16 protein-coding genes are annotated in these 19534 nt (G+C 51.9%); 13 read left to right on the top strand and 3 right to left on the bottom strand.

Annotated features, from left to right (window positions below; genetic code table 11):
• The first annotated feature begins 4 nt into the window (after positions 1–4).
• Positions 5–1438, top strand: coding sequence for a cardiolipin synthase (gene cls, locus BLU47_RS10495; protein WP_369796980.1), 1434 nt, complete (start codon positions 5–7; stop codon positions 1436–1438).
• On the opposite strand, the gene BLU47_RS10490 is transcribed toward cls, so the two are convergent.
• On the bottom strand, positions 1410–1961 hold the full coding sequence (locus tag BLU47_RS10490; protein WP_091962217.1) for an RsmD family RNA methyltransferase: 552 nt from the start codon (positions 1959–1961) through the stop codon (positions 1410–1412). The two genes, cls and BLU47_RS10490, sit on opposite strands and share 29 nt — an antisense overlap.
• Positions 1962–1967: 6 nt before the next feature.
• The gene (locus BLU47_RS10485; RefSeq protein WP_091962213.1) at positions 1968–2768 is read right to left on the bottom strand and encodes a DUF3822 family protein; all 801 of its coding nucleotides are present in this window, start codon (positions 2766–2768) and stop codon (positions 1968–1970) included.
• Positions 2769–3624: 856 nt separating this feature from the next.
• Here BLU47_RS10485 and BLU47_RS10475 point away from each other — a divergent pair.
• From BLU47_RS10475 to BLU47_RS10440, 8 genes are all read left to right on the top strand, one after another.
• Positions 3625–5076 (top strand): ATP-dependent DNA helicase, encoded by a 1452-nt coding sequence (locus tag BLU47_RS10475; protein ID WP_091962208.1) that lies wholly within the window; start codon positions 3625–3627, stop codon positions 5074–5076.
• Positions 5077–5157: 81 nt separating this feature from the next.
• On the top strand, positions 5158–5922 hold the full coding sequence (locus BLU47_RS10470; RefSeq protein WP_091962205.1) for a ParA family protein: 765 nt from the start codon (positions 5158–5160) through the stop codon (positions 5920–5922).
• Positions 5923–5930: 8 nt separating this feature from the next.
• Positions 5931–6851, top strand: a complete 921-nt coding sequence (locus BLU47_RS10465; RefSeq protein WP_091962203.1) for a ParB/RepB/Spo0J family partition protein — start codon at positions 5931–5933, stop codon at positions 6849–6851.
• Positions 6844–7551: a DUF5683 domain-containing protein gene (locus tag BLU47_RS10460; protein WP_091962200.1), complete on the top strand. Its 708-nt coding sequence runs from the start codon at positions 6844–6846 to the stop codon at positions 7549–7551. Before BLU47_RS10465 ends, BLU47_RS10460 begins: the two co-directional genes overlap by 8 nt.
• 19 nt (positions 7552–7570) lie before the next feature.
• The gene (locus tag BLU47_RS10455) at positions 7571–8845 is read left to right on the top strand and encodes a lytic transglycosylase domain-containing protein (RefSeq protein ID WP_091962198.1); all 1275 of its coding nucleotides are present in this window, start codon (positions 7571–7573) and stop codon (positions 8843–8845) included.
• Positions 8846–8882: 37 nt separating this feature from the next.
• Positions 8883–11141 (top strand): RelA/SpoT family protein, encoded by a 2259-nt coding sequence (locus BLU47_RS10450; RefSeq protein ID WP_091962195.1) that lies wholly within the window; start codon positions 8883–8885, stop codon positions 11139–11141.
• Positions 11142–11171: 30 nt separating this feature from the next.
• Positions 11172–12158 carry a pectinesterase family protein gene (locus BLU47_RS10445; protein ID WP_091962194.1) on the top strand — a complete coding sequence of 329 codons (987 nt, stop codon included), beginning with the start codon at positions 11172–11174 and terminating at the stop codon, positions 12156–12158.
• Between the two features lie 10 nt (positions 12159–12168).
• The gene (locus BLU47_RS10440) at positions 12169–15396 is read left to right on the top strand and encodes a S41 family peptidase (RefSeq protein WP_091962191.1); all 3228 of its coding nucleotides are present in this window, start codon (positions 12169–12171) and stop codon (positions 15394–15396) included.
• Between the two features lie 11 nt (positions 15397–15407).
• Here BLU47_RS10440 and BLU47_RS10435 read toward each other — a convergent pair whose 3' ends face one another.
• Positions 15408–15758 carry a MerR family transcriptional regulator gene (locus BLU47_RS10435; protein WP_091962189.1) on the bottom strand — a complete coding sequence of 117 codons (351 nt, stop codon included), beginning with the start codon at positions 15756–15758 and terminating at the stop codon, positions 15408–15410.
• A 221-nt stretch (positions 15759–15979) separates the two neighbouring features.
• Here BLU47_RS10435 and BLU47_RS10430 point away from each other — a divergent pair, with 221 nt between their 5' ends.
• From BLU47_RS10430 to BLU47_RS10415, 4 genes are all read left to right on the top strand, one after another.
• Positions 15980–16873, top strand: a complete 894-nt coding sequence (locus tag BLU47_RS10430; RefSeq protein WP_091962186.1) for a hypothetical protein — start codon at positions 15980–15982, stop codon at positions 16871–16873.
• A 29-nt stretch (positions 16874–16902) separates the two neighbouring features.
• The gene (locus tag BLU47_RS10425; RefSeq protein WP_143025540.1) at positions 16903–17439 is read left to right on the top strand and encodes a hypothetical protein; all 537 of its coding nucleotides are present in this window, start codon (positions 16903–16905) and stop codon (positions 17437–17439) included.
• A gap of 190 nt (positions 17440–17629) precedes the next feature.
• On the top strand, positions 17630–18502 hold the full coding sequence (locus tag BLU47_RS10420) for an electron transfer flavoprotein subunit beta/FixA family protein (protein ID WP_091962181.1): 873 nt from the start codon (positions 17630–17632) through the stop codon (positions 18500–18502).
• 8 nt (positions 18503–18510) lie between these two features.
• Entirely contained in the window at positions 18511–19533 is a 1023-nt protein-coding gene (locus BLU47_RS10415) for an electron transfer flavoprotein subunit alpha/FixB family protein (protein ID WP_091962178.1), read from the top strand.
• Position 19534 lies beyond the last annotated feature (1 nt).

Raw genomic sequence — 19534 nt, 5'->3', positions numbered from 1 at the left:
GCCCATAGCCCATATGCACGGTCTACTCTACATCATAGGTGCCACCCTCTCGTGGATACTCATTGCCCTGACGATTATCCACGTCATCATGGACAACCGCCAACCGGCGAAGACGATGGCGTGGGCGCTGGTCATCTTCTTCGTACCCATCGTCGGCATCATCCTCTACCTCTTCTTCGGCGTCAACCACCGGCGCGAGCGACTCGTCAGCCAGCGCTCGCTCGACCAGCTTTCCAAGCGCTCCATGCTCAGCTTTGTCGAACAGCACGACTTCCGCGTGCCCGACCACTACCGGCAACTCGTCGACCTGTTTGTCAACCAGAGCATGTCGCTGCCGTTCAAGGACAACACCGTCGACATCATGACCGACGGCTACGCCTTCTTCCCCGAGTTGCTGAAGGACATCCGCCAGGCGCGCCACCACATCCATATCGACATGTACATCATCGAGGACGATGCGCTGGGACGCCTTGTTGCCGACGCGCTGGCTGAGAAAGCCAAGGAGGGTGTCGAGGTGCGTGTCATCTACGACGATGTGGGTTGCTGGAAGGTAGACCGCTCGTTCTTCGAGTCCATGCGCCGCAACGGTGTCGAGGTGGTGCCTTACCTGCCCGTGCATTTCCCCACGTTCACCAGCAAGGCCAACTACCGCAACCACCGCAAACTGATTGTCATCGACGGACAGGTGGGCTACATCGGTGGCATGAACATCGCCCTGCGCTATGTGAAGGGGACGGGCCGACAGCCTTGGCGCGACACCATGCTGCGGCTGACGGGCGGCGTGGTGTACAGTCTGCAGCGCACGTTCCTCGTCGACTGGTACTTCGTCGACCGCACGCTCATCACCGACCGCAGCTACTACCCCGCGCTGACGGGTGTCTCCAACAACTGCATCGCACAGGTTGTCACCAGCGGTCCGACGTCATCCTATCCTGAAATCATGCAAGGCTTCGTGCGCACCGTACTTGCTGCCCGTCGCTACCTGTATATCGAGACGCCTTACTTCCTGCCCAACGACCCCGTGCTCTTCGCGCTGAAGACCGCCGCGCTGGGTGGTGTCGACGTGCGTATCATCTGTCCGAAGCACTCCGATGCGCGTTTCGCCGACTGGGCCTCACGCTCCTATCTGCGCGAGTTGCATCATGCCGGAGCCCACATCTACCTCTATCATGCGGGGTTCATCCATTCCAAGCTGATTGTGTGCGACGACTCGTTGTCTTCCTGCGGTTCCACGAATGTCGACTTCCGTTCCTTCGAGAACAATTTCGAAGCCAACGTCTTCATCTACGACGAGGGAACGGCACTGCGCATGAAGAAGATTTTCCTCGACGACCAGTCGATGAGCACGCCGCTGCATGAGATTCCGCAACGGCTGAATCCCAGGTTCATCAAGCGGTTGGGTGAGAGTGTTATCCGACTGGTCTCTCCGCTGCTGTGAACAGCGAGAAATTCACGCTGCCATAGCTGCGGTGCTCCAGGAAGTGCGGATGGTTGGAGAAATCGTAGTCTTTGCCGTGTTCAAAGACGAAGATGCCGCCGTCCTTCAGCAACTGCCTGCCGATGACGAGGTCGGGAATCTCGGGCAGTTCCTTCAGTGCGTATGGCGGGTCGGCAAAGATGAAGTCATACTGCTGCCTACAGCTTTTCAGGAATCGGAACACATCGCCGCGGATGGGGATGCACGCCTTGGTATCGAGCTTCTTCAGACAGTCCTGTATGAAGCGGTGATGGTCACGGTCCATTTCGACGCTCACCACCTGCTGGCATCCGCGTGACAAGAGTTCGAGCGAGATGCTGCCGGTGCCGGAGAAGAGGTCGAGCGCCGTGGCTCCGTCGAAGTCCACATACTGCGTCAGCACGTTGAAGATGTTTTCCTTGGCAAAGTCGGTGGTGGGGCGCGCCTTGAACGTGCGCGGAATGTCGAAATGCCTGCCTTTGTATCGTCCTGTAATGATTCTCATGGTGTCTTAAAGTCCTTTCACGTAAAGTGTCACCAGGTCGTAGGGGATGCCCTTGATTTGTGCTACGCTGGCGCGGTTGAACTCGCCCACGGGGTTGACGATGAAGATGCGCTTGATGAACTGGTCCAGCTCCTCTTTCAGCTCATCGCGCTCCACGATGTCGCCCGTCAGGAACAGCTCGTCGTGGTCTGCCGACAGTCCCAGCTGTTTCCATACCGCCAGCATGTAGTATATCGCATCGCTCGCGCCGCTCACCTCGTAGCTGTTGCAGAAGCGGAATCGGTTCTGGACAAAGCTGCACACGTCGAGGTGCTTCTCGTGGAAATAGGCAAACAGCTTGCCGCGCTGTCCGGTATAGCTGCGCTTGTTCAGGTGGTTCCACAGCGGCGTCAGGGCAGCCACGAAGCGCACCGATTCGAAGGCGTCGGTCAGCACCATGCGCAGGTCTTTCGGCATGGCGAACACCGCCACCGCGTTCAGGTCGGCCAGCACCGTGTACATGACCACCCGCTGCTCCACGCGAGTGAAGGTGTGGCGATACTGCTCGTCCACCGCCGACTCGTCGAACTCCTCGGCGGGCACCATCAGCACCGGTGCGTCGACCATCACCAGCACCCTGTGGTACGGCTGCCGCAGCATCTCCACCGTGCGCAGCGCCTCGCGCATGTTGGCGGCTATCGATATACTGCTGTTCAGTGCATACGGCACATACTTCACCTCTTCGCCCTCCGTTGTGGAGAACGACAGGCTGTTCTTGCTTATCCTAATCACAAGTCGCCGTGTGGAATTGGTTGCATTGTCAGTCATGTGTCTTACCTGTTTACCTGATTACTTCACAATACTCATCACGCAAAGCACCGCCAGTGCCAGCGCCACAAGCGCGAGAATCATGTTTGTCTTACTATTACTTATCATTACGCGTGCAAAGGTAATCATTTCCCCCGACACTTCCAATATTTCCCGTTACTTTTTGCAAACGCTGCAAATCAAGGGATTCGCCGAAAAATATAAAAATTGTCAAAACTTGCTTTTCCAAGACGTTAAGATTATTGTGATTTGAAAGATATTAGTTATCTTTGTCGCTGAAGTGAACCCAAAAAGTTGGACACAACTGAAAGGTTCACTTCAGTGACTGACATCCGATATAGGAAGTCGAGATAGTATCGACGAAGATGGGAAACTCAACAAAAAACAAGGGATTGCTATTTTACCCTCCCTTCCTCCCGTCACCCCTCTCAAATGCCGATGTACAGGGCGTTTGAGGCACGGGAGGGAGAATGATTGTCCCTCCCGTTACCCTCCCTTTTTAGGGTTCGCTCCCTCACATTTTGAAAACAAGGGACCCTGGACGGGAGGGAGACGGGAGGGAAAACAAACATCCCTCCCGTCCGTGAACCCCAGTAAATAAAAGGATTCCGAGTGAAAAAGGGAGGAAGGGAGGGTAAAATCGAAAAAACTTTTTTTCTGGCGCAAATAAGGAACGCTTATTGGAAAATAGCCCTGAGTTATGGTGCTACAACTTTTAGTCTTAATAGTTGCAATTAGTCCGTAGGCTTCGGACTCTCAGTCCGAGCCGTTCGGACTGGCAGTCCGTCGGGACGGACTAAATTTTCAACGGAGATATTTGGATAATTGGAAAGAATGGCCTACTTTTGCAAGCGCCATGATCGTTGACGAACTGACATATCGCATCCGGAATGCCTTTGGCTTCGCACCTACCGCCGAGCAGGAGCGTGCCATCGAGGTTTTCACCCAGTTTATGACCGACCGTCACGAGCAGTCGCTGATGATTCTGCGGGGCTCGGCAGGTACGGGCAAGACCACGCTGGCGGCGGCTTTGGTGCGCGCATTGTGCTCGCTGCAGCAGAAAATCGTGCTGCTGGCTCCCACGGGGCGCGCCGCCAAGGTCTTTTCCCTTTATGCCGGGCACCCGGCGTACACCATCCACCGCCGCATCTACCGCCAGAAGTCGATGGAGGGCGCGTTCAACCTCAATTACAACACGGCACAGGACACGCTGTTCATCGTCGACGAGGCGTCGATGGTGGCCAATGCGACCACCGTCGGCGACACGCCCTTCGCCAACGGACAATTGCTCGACGACCTGATACAGTTCGTCTATCGCTCGGCCGAAGGACGCTTGCTACCAGAGGGACGCAAGAACGGCCGGAATTGCCGCATGATGCTCATCGGCGACACCGCCCAGCTGCCCCCCGTCGGCGAGGAGGAGAGTCCCGCCCTGCAGACCGACATCATGCGAAGCTATGGGTTGCACGTTCACGAGTGCGACCTGAACGAGGTGCTACGCCAGAGCCAGGAGTCGGGCATCCTGTGGAACGCCACCATGATACGCCAGCTGATTACCCACGACGGCCCCATGCAGATGCCCGCCGTCCGCTTCGAAGGCTTCAGCGACATCCGACGCATGCCCGGCGACGAGCTCATCGAATCGCTCGCCTCCAGCTACAGCCACGTGGGTACGGACGAGACGATGGTCATCACGCGCTCCAACAAGCGCGCCAACATCTACAACCAGGGCATCCGCAACATGGTGCTGGGCAGGGAGGAGGAACTGTGCTCCGGCGACCTGCTGATGATTGTCAAGAACAACTACTACTGGACGTCTTTGTCCCCTAACTTAGGGGGCTTAGGTTACATCGCCAACGGCGACCGCGCCATAGTCCGCCGAGTGCGCCACGTGGAGCAACTCTACGGCTTCCGATTCGCCGAGGTCACCATGACCTTCCCCGACTACGACGACTACGAACTGACCGCCACCGTGCTGCTGGACACGCTGACCTCAGAGGCACCCGCACTCACGCACCAGCAGCAGACGCAGCTGTACAACCAGGTGATGGAAGATTATGCGGACATTCCCCTGAAGCCCGACCGGCTGAAGAAACTGCGCGAAGACCGACACTACAATGCCCTGCAGATCAAGTTCGGATACGCTGCCACCTGCCACAAGGCGCAGGGCGGACAGTGGGCACACGTATACGTAGACCAGGGATACATGACCGACGACATGCTGTCAGCTGACTACATCCACTGGCTCTACACCGCCTTCACCCGAGCCACCGAACAGCTCTACCTGGTCAACTGGCCTACCAAATGATAATATTTCTTAATTTATGCCCCGTTCTCATATTTTATCCGTACCTTTGCAACCTATTATATAAGCAAACAAGGATAGATTATGGGAAAGATTATAGCTTTAGCAAACCAGAAGGGAGGCGTCGGCAAGACGACGACGACCATCAACCTGGCTGCATCGCTGGCCACACTCGAGAAGACGGTGCTGGTCATTGATGCCGACCCGCAAGCCAACGCTTCGAGCGGACTGGGCGTCAACATCCAGGAGGTAGAATGCTCGCTATACGAGTGTATTATTGATAAAGCCGACGTTCACGATGCCATATACACTACCGACATTGACGGACTGGACATCATACCCAGCCACATCGACCTGGTAGGCGCCGAGATAGAAATGCTGAACCTGGACAAGCGCGAACAGGTATTAGCCGAGATTCTAAAGCCACTGCGCGACGAATACGACTACATTCTCATCGACTGCTCGCCCTCGCTGGGCCTCATCACGGTCAACGCACTGACGGCTTCCGACTCCGTCATCATCCCCGTGCAGTGCGAATACTTTGCACTTGAAGGCATCTCGAAGTTGCTCAACACCATCAAAATCATCAAGACAAAACTGAACCCCAAGCTGGAGATAGAAGGTTTCCTGCTGACCATGTACGACTCGCGCCTCAGACTGGCCAACCAAATCTACGACGAGGTGAAACGACACTTCCAGGAACTCGTCTTCAAAACCGTCATCCAGCGCAACGTCAAACTGTCGGAAAGCCCCTCGCACGGACTGCCCGTCATCCTGTATGACGCCGACTCTACGGGTTCAAAGAACCACCTGGCTCTCGCCAAGGAAATCATCAACAAGAACAGCTAAGAAAACAAATGGCAGTAAAGAAGAAATACGACCGCAGCGTGCTGGGACGCGGACTCGACGACATCGGACGCGGACTCGACGCACTCATCGACACCCACAGCGAGGTGAAGACCGAAGGCTCGTCGAACCTGAACGAGATAGACATCGCACAGATAGAGCCCAACCCCAACCAGCCACGCCGTGAGTTTGACGCCGAGGCCCTGCAGGAACTGGCCACCAGCATCCGCGAACTGGGCATCATACAGCCCATCACCCTCCGCAAGGTGGACGGACAGAAATACCAGATCATAGCCGGTGAGCGCCGATGGAGAGCCTCACAGATTGCCGGACTGACCAAGATCCCCGCCTACATCGTCACCGTTGAAGACCAAGGCGTGATGGAGATGGCACTCGTGGAGAACATACAGCGTGAGGACCTGAACGCCATCGAGATAGCACTCGCCTACCAACACCTGGCAGACGAGACCGGCATGACACAGGCCAAGATATCAGAACGTGTGGGAAAAAGCCGCGCCGCCGTGACCAACTACATGCGACTGCTGAAGTTGCCCGCACAAGTTCAGATAGCCCTGAAGAACCACGAGATAGAGATGGGACACGCCCGGGCACTGCTGGCCATCGACAGTCCCTCGCAGCAAATCAAGCTGTTCAAGGAAATCCTGCAGAACCAATACTCCGTCCGCAAGGTGGAGGAACTGGTACAGGCACTGAAGAACGGCGAGGAAGTGAAAACCGCCACCGGCAAGATATCCGTCAAAGACAAACTGCCCGAGGAATACAACCTGTTGCGCGACCGGCTGGCTCAGTTCTTCCAGGCTAAGGTCCAGATGACCTGCTCACCTAAAGGGAAGGGAAAAATCAGTATTCAATTTGACAACGAGGAACAACTGGAGCGCATCATGAACGCGCTGGACGGAGCGAATGGGTAAGTGGATCATCAGCATCATCATGTTTCTGGTTGCCACCTGTTGTCAGGCGCAGACGGAAGACTTGGCCGTAATGGACTCGTTAGCCAAAGCCGACTCCAAGCAACTCCTCGGTGACACCGTGATAACTGAGGGTGACTCGGCGTCGGTGGTCGTCATGAAAGGAAAAAAAATCAAACCCAAACGCGACTGGAACACCTGGAAACCTAATCCACAGCGTGCACTATGGCTCGCACTGGTACTGCCCGGAGCCGGACAGATATACAACAGGAAATACTGGAAACTGCCCATCATCTACGGCGGATTCGTGGGATGTATCTACGCACTGACGTGGAACAACATGATGTACAAAGACTACTCGCAGGCCTATATCGACATCATGGACGACGACCCCAACACCGCCAGCTACAACAGATTCCTGCACCTGGGCGTGAAAATCGACGAAAGCAACGAAGAACGCTATAAGCAAATCTTCAAAAGCCGAAAGGACAAATACCGCAGATGGCGCGACCTGAGCTTCTTCGTCATGATTGGCGTCTACGCACTTTCCGTTATCGACGCCTACGTGGATGCCGAACTGTCGGTATTTGACATCTCGAAGGACCTCAGCCTGAAAATATCACCCGCGGTCATTCCAAACCACGGTGGAGGAAACCCGCTGCAAGCCCAGTCACTGGGTTTCAACTGCAGCCTGAATTTCTAAACACAAGTAAAGTAGAAAAATGAAGATAAAGACTATCAGCACGATTATCGCCCTGATGCTCACCGTCAGCACAACAGCTCAGGTGAACACTGCCGAAGAGGACGAGACAATAGACGACGAGATTACCGTGACCGACCAGAAAGGCCGACAGGAAGTCATCGAATTCCCGGAGGCCATGACCTACGACCTTGACAGCCTGCTGAACCTCTATATGGCAAAGACCTATCTGGACGAGCCCAGCGACTGCAACATGCGCGACGTAAACCCCGTCTACACGAAAGAGGAATACATCGACCGACTGAGCCGTCTGCCCAACATGATGGAGATGGCCTATAACGAAGTCGTACAGAAATTCATCGACCGATACAGCGGACGCCTGCGCCACTCCATCAGCTATATGCTGGGAGCATCCAACTTCTACATGCCCATCTTCGAGGAGGCGCTGGAGGCTTATCAGTTGCCACTGGAACTGAAATACCTGCCTATCATCGAGTCGGCACTGAACCCAAAGGCAGTCAGCCGCGTGGGGGCCACTGGACTGTGGCAGTTCATGCTGACAACCGGCAAGCAGTATGGCCTGCAAGTCAACTCGCTGGTCGACGAAAGAAGGGACCCCGTAAAGGCTTCATACGCCGCAGCACGCTACCTGAAAGACCTCTATAGAATATTCGGCGACTGGAACTTGGTCATTGCTGCCTATAACTGCGGACCAGAAAATATCAACAAGGCCATCCATCGCACCAACGGCGAGAAGGACTATTGGCAGATTTACCCCTACTTGCCCAAGGAGACACGTGGCTATGTACCCGCCTTCATCGCAGCCAACTACATCATGACCTACTACTCCATGCATAACATCTGTCCGATGACCACACGTCTGCCTGCCAAGACCGACACCGTGATGGTGAACAGGACCATGCATCTGGAACAGGTTGCCAATGTGGTGGGCATCAACATTGATCTGCTGCGGTCGTTGAACCCTATGTACCGACGCGACATCATACCGGGTGCCACCGAACCGTCACCACTGAGACTCCCTCAGTCGGAGGTCGGGAAATTCATCGATGCGGAAGACTCTGTCTACACATACAAGGTTGACGAACTGCTGAACAAGCGTACCGAGGTGGAAGTGAATGACGACGTACCCACCTACTACCACAAGAGCAAACGCAGCTATAAGAAAGGCAAGCGAGGATCACGAGCCAGCAAGCGCCGGGCAACACGCGCCAGCAAGAAACGCGCCACGACGAGTAAGCGTCGCAGCAAGGGACGCCGCTCGAGAAGACGCAGATAAGGACACCATTATATATAAAGGTATAGGAGAAAAGACTATGGACGACGAGCAGATGATGCACGAAGCAGATGATGAGAAACTGATAAACGACGCCTTCCAGCGCCTGTTGGACAACTATATGGCATCACGCCACCGCAAGAAAGTTGACATCATTACCAAGGCGTTCAACTTTGCCAAACAGGCACACAAAGGTGTGCGCCGTCTTTCGGGCGAGCCCTATATCATGCACCCCATCGCCGTCGCCCAGATTGCTTGCGAAGAGGTAGGACTGGGCTCTACAAGTATTTGTGCAGCCCTGTTGCACGACGTAGTGGAAGACACCGACTACACCACCGAGGACATCAGCAACATATTCGGTCCGAAAGTGGCACAGATTGTCGATGGACTAACCAAAATCAGTGGTGGCATCTTCGGTGAGCAAGCCTCAGCACAAGCAGAGAATTTCAAGAAACTGCTGCTTACTATGAGCGACGACATTCGCGTCATCCTCATCAAGATTTGCGACCGCCTGCACAACATGCGCACGCTCCAGTCGCAGCCTGCTAACAAGCAATATAAGATAGCCGGTGAGACCTTATATATTTATGCACCACTCGCCAACCGACTAGGACTCTACAAGATTAAGTCGGAGCTGGAGAACCTAAGTTTCCACTACGAGCATCCTGAGGAATATGCCAGCATTAAAGCCAAGCTGGCAGACACGGAGGCGTCACGTCATGAACTGTTCGACCAGTTCACCGCACCCATCGAGGAGTCGCTGAAGCAGATGGGCATCAAATACGAAATCAAGGAGCGCGTGAAAACACCTTATTCCATCTGGAACAAGATGCAAAACAAGCACGTCACTTTCGACGAGATATACGACATACTGGCCGTACGCATCATCTTCACACCAGAGAAACGCGAGGAGGAGGTCAACGAATGCTTCAATATCTACGTCGCCATCTCGAAGATATACAAGAGCCATCCTGACCGGCTGCGCGACTGGCTGAACCACCCGAAAGCCAACGGATACCAGGCCCTGCACGTCACCCTCATGTCAAAACAAGGACGTTGGATAGAGGTGCAGATACGCTCAGACCGAATGGACGAGATAGCCGAACAGGGTTTTGCCGCCCATTGGAAATATAAGGAAGGCGAGGACGTAGAATATACGGAGGACGAGAACGAACTGAACGATTGGCTGCGCACCATCAAGGAGATTCTGGACGACCCACAGCCGGACGCAATGGACTTCCTGGATGCCATCAAGCTGAACCTCTTCGCCTCGGAAATCTTTGTATTCACCCCCAAGGGCGAAATCAAGACAATGCCTACCGGATGTACGGCACTCGACTTCGCCTTTAGCATACACACTTTCCTGGGCTCCCACTGTATCGGAGCCAAGGTGAACCATAAGCTGGTTCCGCTGAGCCATAAGCTGCAAAGTGGCGACCAGGTGGAAATCCTGACTTCAAACTCGCAACACGTACAGCCCTCATGGATTAATTTCGTGAGCACGGCAAAGGCAAAAGCGAAGATACAGGCCATCCTGCGCAAAAACAGCCGGGAACTTCAGAAGAAAGGCGAGGAGATGCTCGATGAATTCCTGAAGAAGAACAACATCGCCGACCAAATCAATGCGGCCGACCAGCTGACGGAATTCCATGAGAGTCGTAACCGGGAGGACTTCTTCATCGGACTGGCTGAGAAAACCATCCTGCTGGGCGAAAAGGATATCGACGAGTTGCAGGGCAAGAACACGAAGAATGGCGGATGGCGCAAACTTGTTCCCTTCCTTGGTCGAAACAAGCAAAAGAAAGAACCGGAACAACAGGAGTTGTTCGTCGTACCGGAGAAGTTCAATCGTAAGAAACCTATCTACATCAGTGACGAGAACATCAGACAATATAAGTTCAAACACTGCTGTCACCCCATCCCCGGCGACGACGTCCTGGGATTCATTGACGGCAAGCACCAGATAGAAATACACAAGCGCAGCTGTCCCGTAGCCGCCAAGCTAAAGGCTAGTTTCGGCAACCGCATCCTCGATGCCAAATGGGACATGCACAAGAAACTATACTTCGACGCTACCATCCGTCTGCAAGGCATCGACCGCGTAGGCATGCTACTCGACTTGTCGCGCATCATCTCGAAGCAGATGAATGTCAACATCCACAAACTGACCATCGACAGTGAGGACGGCGTCTTCGACGGAACCATCGAACTTCGCGTTCACGACCGCGAGGATGTCAAGGAGATTATCAACCAACTGAAGGGTGTCGACGGACTACAGGATGTAACACAGATTATGTAATCCAATTATAAAAACGACAAACTACCTACAATGAAAAATCTTATCTGCTTTATTTGTGCCCTCATGGGATTTGTGAGCGCACAAGCCGCTAGCTACGACAACCCGGATACCCTTGTGGTCAGCCGAGACGGCACCGGACAATTCCGTAACATCAGCGACGCCATCGAGGTATGCCGCGCCTTTATGGAGTACCATAAGGTCATCTATGTCAAGAAAGGCACCTACAAGGAGAAACTCATCATACCACAGTGGCTCACCAATATAGAGATATGCGGTGAAGACCGTGACAACACCATCATCACATGGGACGATCACGCCAATATCAAGGCGGACATCTCACCACTCACCGCGCAAGGACCTTCTCAGAAGATAGGAACCTTCCGCACCTTCACACTGAAGATAGAAGGAAGCAAGATCACCCTGAAGAACATCACCATAGAAAACAACTCAGCACGACTAGGACAGGCTGTTGCATTACACACCGAAGGCGACAGGCTGACATTCATCAACTGCCGATTCCTAGGACATCAGGATACCATCTATACTGGCAATGCCAAGACACGTCTATTCTTCGACCATTGCTACATCGAAGGAACAACCGACTTCATATTCGGACCCTCGACGGCATGGTTTGAGAACTGTGACATCTTTTGTAAGGCGAATTCATACATCACAGCAGCCTCAACGCCCAAGGATGTGCCTTACGGATACATCTTCAACAACTGCCGCATCACCATCAACCAAAAGGTGAACAAGGTTTTCCTCGGACGTCCCTGGCGCGACTACGGATACACACTGTTCATGAACTGCGAACTGCCTCGCGGCATCGCTCCAGAGGGATGGCACAAATGGCGCGAGGGCGCTGACAAGACTTGTCGCTATATGGAGTACAACAACCGCGGCGAAGGCGCAGACACCAGCAAGCGCGTAGCATGGGGCCGACAACTAACCAAGAAGGAGGCTATGAAGATTACACGAGAGGCTGTGTTCAGCATCAATGACACATGGAACCCATAAAAACTAACATATGAGAAAACAACTATTGACCGCACTTGCATGTGTTGCCTTATTAAACGTCAGCGCACAGGAGAACCCATTATGGATGCGCTTCAGTGCCATCTCACCTGACGGACAGACCATTGCGTTCTCCTATCAAGGAGACATCTATACCGTAGCTGCCTCGGGAGGCGAAGCTCGGCAGTTAACAACCAACCCCGCTTATGATGCCTACCCTATCTGGAGCCCTGACGGCCAAAACATCGCCTTCGCTTCTACGCGCGAAGGAAGCTTTGACGTCTACCTGATAAACCGGAATGGAGGAAACCCGACCCGACTGACCACCCACAGCAACGACGAACTGCCTTTGGCCTTCAAGGATAATGAACATGTGTTGTTCAAAACGAAGCTGATACCTACGGCACAAGCTATCGTTATCCCACGCAGCTTCCCCCAAGTTTATGAAGTCAGCACCAAGGGAGAACGCCCACGGCTGTTCTCGGTTATCACCATGGAGGACATTAGCATCAACAGTCGTGGAGATGTGCTCTACCACGATTACAAAGGCTATGAGGATCCGTTCCGCAAGCACCACCAGTCGGCTATCACACGTGATATCTGGCTGAAGAGAGGTGAACAGTTTACACAACTGACCAAGTTCCGCGGTGAGGACCGTAACCCGGTATGGGCTGCCGACGGCCAGTCGTTCTACTACCTAAGTGAACAGGACGGCACCTTCAACGTATGGAAACGCAACATCGACGGTTCGGGAGCACAACAGCTGACACACCATCAGCAAAACCCCGTCCGCTATCTGACTGCTGCCAAGAACGGGACGCTTTGCTACGGATATAATGGTGAAATATACACGTTGACGAACGGAAAGGAGCAGAAGGTCAGCATCACAATAACAGCTGACCGTAGCGACAAGGACCTCATACGTCTAGTGGAAACGACAGGTGCCACCGAGATATGCCTGTCGCCAAATGGCAAGGAGATTGCTTTCATCATGCACGGCGACGTCTATGTTACCTCACTCGACTACAAGACAACCAAGCGTGTCACCAACACACCAGAGCAGGAGCGTAACCTCAGTTTCGCACCCAACGGACGCACTCTGGCATACGCCTCTGAGCGTAACGGAGTTTGGCAACTGTATCAGACGACCATCCAGAACAAGGGTGAGAAACAGTTTGCATATGCTACCGACCTAAAAGAGGAACAGCTGACAAAGACGGACCGTGTGTCGATGCAACCTAAATACAGTCCAGACGGCAAGGAGATTGCCTTCTTCGAGAACCGTGCAGACCTGCGTATTCTCAATGTCGCCACCAAACAGGTACGCACCGTACTGGACGGGAAGTACAACTATTCATACAGCGACGGCGACCTCTGGTTTGAATGGAGTCCTGACAGTCATTGGCTGTTGTCGAGCTATATCGGCAACGGCGGTTGGCACAGCCCTGACATCGCACTGGTTGACGCATCAGGGAAGAAAGCACCTTACAATCTGACAAACAGCGGTTACAGCAACGGTTACGGCAAATGGGCCTTGGGCGGCAAGGGCATGCTCTTTACCAGCGACCGTGCAGGTTATCGCAGTCATGGTAGCTGGGGTGCCGAGGAAGATGTCTACCTCATGTTCTTCGACCTGGATGCCTACGAGCGTTTCCAAATGAACAAGGAGGAAAAGGCTTTATACGACGAGGCAGCCAAAGAGGCGAAGAAAGCAAAGGACACAGAAAACAAGGACAAAAAGTCTGCCGACAAGAAGAAAAAGAAAACAGAACCCGCCAAGAAGGAACCTGCAAAATTGGTGTTCGACCTGGATAACTGCCGAGACCGCATCGTACGCCTGACGGTTAACTCTAGTCATCTAGGAGATGCAGTACTGAGTCCCAAGGGCGACACACTTTACTATCAGGCTTCGTTCGAAGACGGATACGACCTTTGGAAACACGACCTGCTAGAGGACAAAACAGAATTGGTGCTGAAAAACGTCGGAAACAGTACCATGCAGACGGATAGCAAGTTCAAAACGCTCTACCTCTGCTCAAGAGGTATCAAAAAAATAGACCTCGCAAAGAACAAGTCGGAAGCGATTGTGTTCGAAGCACCCTTCGACCGTCGTCCTTATCAGGAGCGCCAATACCTATTCGACCACGTATGGAGACAGGTTAAGGAGAAATTCTACGATTCCACGATACATGGCATCGACTGGGTAGGCTACCGTAAGAATTATGAGCGTTTCTTGCCTTACATCAACAATAATTACGACTTCCGCGACATGCTGAGCGAAATGCTGGGTGAACTGAATGGTTCTCACACTGGTGCCCGCTACTATCCCACTGGAGCTGCACTTAAGACTGCCCACCTTGGCGTGTTTATCGACCAAGCCTACGAGGGTGATGGCCTGCGTATCGAAGAGGTCATCAAACGTGGACCATTTGCCGTGCGTAACACCGGTGTCACCGCAGGATGCATCATCGAGAAAATTGATGGTCAGGACATCAAGAAAGGCAAGGACTACTACTATATGCTTGACGGCAAGGCAGGAAAGCGTATCCACGTCACAGTATACAATCCCAAGGACGGGAAACGCAACGACATCGTCATCAAACCGGTATCACAGACTAATCTTGACGAGTTGCTGTACAAGCGTTGGGTAGACCGAAACCGCAAACTGGTTGACAGTCTGTCTGGCGGACGATTGGCTTATGTTCACGTAAAGGCGATGAATAGTGAGAACTTCCGCAATGTATACAGCGAACTGCTGAGCGACGAAAACCGCAACAGGGACGCCGTCATCGTGGATGAGCGTGGCAATGGTGGCGGATGGCTGCACGATGACTTGTGTACCTTGCTGAGCGGACGCGAATACCACCGCTTCGTACCTAATAACAAATATGTAGGACGTGACCCGTTCAACAAGTGGGTAAAGCCCTCATGCGTGCTAATGAATGAAGACTGCTACAGCAACGGTTCCGGATTCCCCTGGGTATACCGTGAACTGGGCATCGGCAAACTAATCGGTACACCCGTTGCCGGTACGGCGACCTCTGTTTGGTGGGAGACGCTGATGGACCGCACTTTGGTCTTCGGTATCCCGCAAGTCGGTAAATGGGACAAGAACAACCAGTTCATGGAAAACCAAGAGTTGTTCCCAGACATCGAGGTCTTTAACACTCCAGAAGATTACATCAACGGACATGACCGCCAGTTAGAAGCTGCTATCAAGGAGATGATGAAGGCGAAATAAAAACAAATGGGCTACTCAAGGTAGTCCATTTGTTTTTTTAAGGCTTGAAGCTCTGCGCGTATGCTTATCAACTTGGTAAGCACTTCTGCTTTCTTGTCGGCTCCATCCCTGTTGCTGTTGATAATCTTCTTTGCAGCAGCCAACTTAAAGCCCCGTACCTTCACAAGATTATGTATCAGGCGAATCTGCTCAATGTCTTTCTCCTGATACTGACGTATCTTGGAGGGTCCGCTGGTCTTGGGTTTCAAGTAAGGAAACTCCTGCTCCCAATAACGCAATGTGCTCTCGTTGACCCCAAACATGTCAGCAACTTCCTTGATGGAATAATAGAGCTTGAGATTCTTATTCAGATTCAATGCCATAGTACAAATACATCTTATGGCTGCAAAGATACAAAGAAGAACGGAAAAAACAAAATAAAAAAACATATTTTGCAAAAAAATTACTTTCTACATTTGGAGAATCGGGAAACTATTTGTACTTTTGCAAACAAACAAATAATATTATTACCTAAACTAATAGAACAATGAAACTCAGAATCAAAAGAATTTTAATGACTGCCTGCATGGCAGTAATAGCGCTAATGGCTTCAGCTCAAAACGAGGCGATGACTAACGAAACAGTTCTGGAACTGCTTAAGGAAGGATTTTCTTCAGAAGAAATCATTGGTGCCATTGAGAATAGTACCGAACGGAAAATCACCTATAGCATAGACTTCATGCGCCAACTGAAAGCGGCTGGTGCAGAACCTTCACTTACCACATTCATCCAAAAGGTTGCCAAGACCGACTTTGGCTATGAGGGTATACTTTGGTGGAACCCGACAGGAGGAGGAAAGCCTAAGAAAATGTTCCGCACGCAGTTTGAGAAGGAATCGAAGGGCTTTAACCTGGGTACTATAGCCTTGATGGGAGCAGGTGCACTGATTGCTGGTTCTGCCATATCAGGAAACAAGCCTTCAGATGGTGTTGCCGCTGCTACTGCAGCTGGTGCCGTTGCATTGATGTCATCAGGAAAGGACGTCCAAAAGCTGATGCTGCCTGGTGCCACTTCAAAGCTACAAATGGAAGGCGAGAACGGACGTCATCCGGTATTCCGTTTCTTCTTCCCCAAGAAAGAAAATGAGAGCTTCCAACAGGGCGCCGACAACTGGTACCAAATTGTGATGAGTTCGATACAGAACCCCAACGAGTTCCAGTGCATCAAGATGCAGGTGAAAGAGCCTAAGAAAAACGGTAAGGGCGGACGCCGTCTATTCCCCGACAAGATGTCGTACAGTGTTTTAGGATTTGAAGGCACAAACGCTTCAAACCGCAACATCATTGATTTCGAAATCAACGAGATTAACAACAACACCTTCGAGGTAACCTTCCCCAAGGAACTGGAACCAGGCGAATACTGCTTCTTCTACAAAGGCGGCCTGGGCAGTGAATCGTTTAAGGAACATCCCTTCGGATTTGATTTTACAGTAAAATAGATTATTTATAACCATTAATTTTACAAGTTATGAAAAAAATTCTGTTATCACTCATTGCTCTAGTTGCAATGGCTGTTTCTGCCAGTGCACAGACCGTTTACATTTCAACTGGTGACGGAGCCGTAGCCTATCACAAGAGTAAGTCATGTAGCTATCTGACCAATTCAAAAGACGTCAAGAGTACTACCCCTGCAGAAGCCAAGAAGATGGGACGCCACGAGTGTACGCGCTGCTACGGCACTGCAGCTGCTACCAAGAAGGCAACAACTACTACTAAGAAGACGAATACACCTGCACGTGACGAGAAGGGACGCTTCATTAAGAAGACTGATACTAAGAAGGTAGAGGCTAAGAAGACTGAAAGCAAGAAGACTGCAACGAAGAAGACCGAGGCAAAGAAGACTGAGGCTAAAAAGACCACTCCTGCTCGAGACGAAAAAGGTCGTTTCATCAAAAAGGCTGACACTAAAAAGGTAGAAACCAAGAAGGCCACCCCAGCTCGTGATGAGAAAGGACGCTTTATCAAGAAAGCAGAAACAACCAAAAAGACTAAGAAAGCTGCATAAGCTCGTATATAACTGTTTACTAAATACTGTTCATACTGATGTTTTCAGAGTGGACAGTATTTTTTTGCACAAACCGCATGTTTTGTGCACAAACATGTTGTTTTTGTGCATTTTGTTTGGCTGTGTGCGCAAAAAAACGTACCTTTGCACCGCTTTTCAGAAAAGAATACACATTATTTAATTAATAATTATGGCTTTAAAGATTGTTGTGTTGGCCAAGCAAGTGCCAGACACCCGTAATGTGGGTAAGGATGCTATGACTGCCGAAGGAACGGTAAATCGTGCTGCTCTACCCGCTATCTTCAATCCAGAAGATTTGAACGCCCTGGAACAGGCTCTTCGCTTGAAGGAGCAGAATCCAGGCTCAACAGTAGGAATCCTCACGATGGGTCCTCCACGTGCAGGTGAAATCATCCGTCAGGGACTTTATCGTGGCGCAGATACAGGCTGGTTGCTCACCGACCGTTTGTTTGCCGGTGCTGATACCCTTGCAACCTCCTACGCACTAGCTACTGCCATCAAGAAGATTGGCGATGTAGATATCGTGATAGGAGGTCGCCAAGCTATTGACGGTGACACTGCTCAAGTAGGTCCTCAGGTAGCTCAGAAGTTAGGTCTTAACCAGGTAACATACGCTGAGGAAGTACTCTCAGTCAAGGATGGAAAGGCTACTATCAAGCGTGTCATCGACGGTGGTGTGGAGACTGTAGAGGCTCCTCTGCCAGTAGTGATTACCGTGAATGGTAGTGCAGTTCCCTGTCGTCCCCAGAACGCGAAACTGGTGATGAAGTACAAGCGTGCTACCTGTCCGATGGAACGTCCTGCTGAGGGTACGCCATACGACTATTTGTATGAGGAGCGCCCCGAACTGAATCTGAACCAGTGGAGCGTGGCTGATGTGGACGGCGATGTGAACCAGTGTGGTCTTAGTGGCTCACCCACCAAGGTGAAGGCCATCAAGAACATCGTGTTCCAGGCTAAGGAGTCGAAGACTTTGACGGCTTCTGATGCTGATATCGAGGGAATGATCAAAGAATTGTTGGACGAGAAGATTATTGGTTAAAAAGAGATATGAACAACGTATTTGTATATTGCGAAATAGAAGGTACTCAGGTACAAGAAGTATCTCAGGAGCTGCTGACCAAAGGTCGCAAGCTCGCCAATGAACTGAAGGTAGAGCTCCACGCCATTGTTGCTGGAACAGGCATTAAGGGCAAGGTGGAGGATCAGATTCTGCCTTACGGTGTTGACAAGCTGTTTGTTTTCGACGCTAAGGACCTGTTCCCTTACACCTCAGCTCCCCACACCGATATCTTGGTTAACCTCTTCAAGGAGGAGCAGCCACAGATCTGTCTGATGGGTGCTACTGTCATCGGTCGCGACCTTGGTCCTCGTGTGTCATCATCGCTGACTTCTGGTCTGACTGCTGACTGCACTGAGCTGGAGATTGGACCTTTCGAAGACAAAAAGAATAATAAGGTATATGAGAACCTGCTCTATCAGATTCGTCCGGCTTTCGGTGGTAACATCGTAGCTACCATCGTGAACCCCGACCATCGTCCACAGATGGCAACCGTTCGTAGTGGTGTGATGCAGAAGGCTCTCTATGAGGGCGAGTGCAAGAAGGAGGTTGTTTACCCCGAGGTTTCTAAGTATGTTAGTCCTGAGGCTTTCGTCGTGAAGGTACTCGACCACCACGTAGAGGCTGCTAAGCACAACCTGAAGGGTGCGCCCATCGTGGTGGCTGGTGGTTACGGTATGGGTTCGAAAGAGAATTTTGACATGCTGTTCCAGTTGGCAAAGGTGCTTCATGGTGAGGTTGGCGGTTCTCGTGCTGCCGTTGATGCAGGCTGGCTCGACCACGATCGTCAGATTGGTCAGACGGGTGTCACCGTTCATCCGAAGGTGTACATCGCCTGCGGTATCTCTGGACAGATTCAGCACATCGCCGGTATGCAGGACTCTGGTATCATCATCAGTGTAAACAGTGACCCCGATGCACCTATCAATCGTATTGCTGACTACGTGATTGTTGGCACAGTTGAAGAGGTCGTACCGAAGCTGATTAAGTACTATAAGCAGAACTCGAAGTAAG

It is taken from the genome of Prevotella sp. tc2-28, from assembly GCF_900107705.1.
In the GTDB taxonomy this organism is placed as follows: domain Bacteria; phylum Bacteroidota; class Bacteroidia; order Bacteroidales; family Bacteroidaceae; genus Prevotella.
The sequence above is the reverse complement of the archived record's forward strand: the minus strand, read 5'-3'. Positions and strand labels throughout refer to the sequence as shown.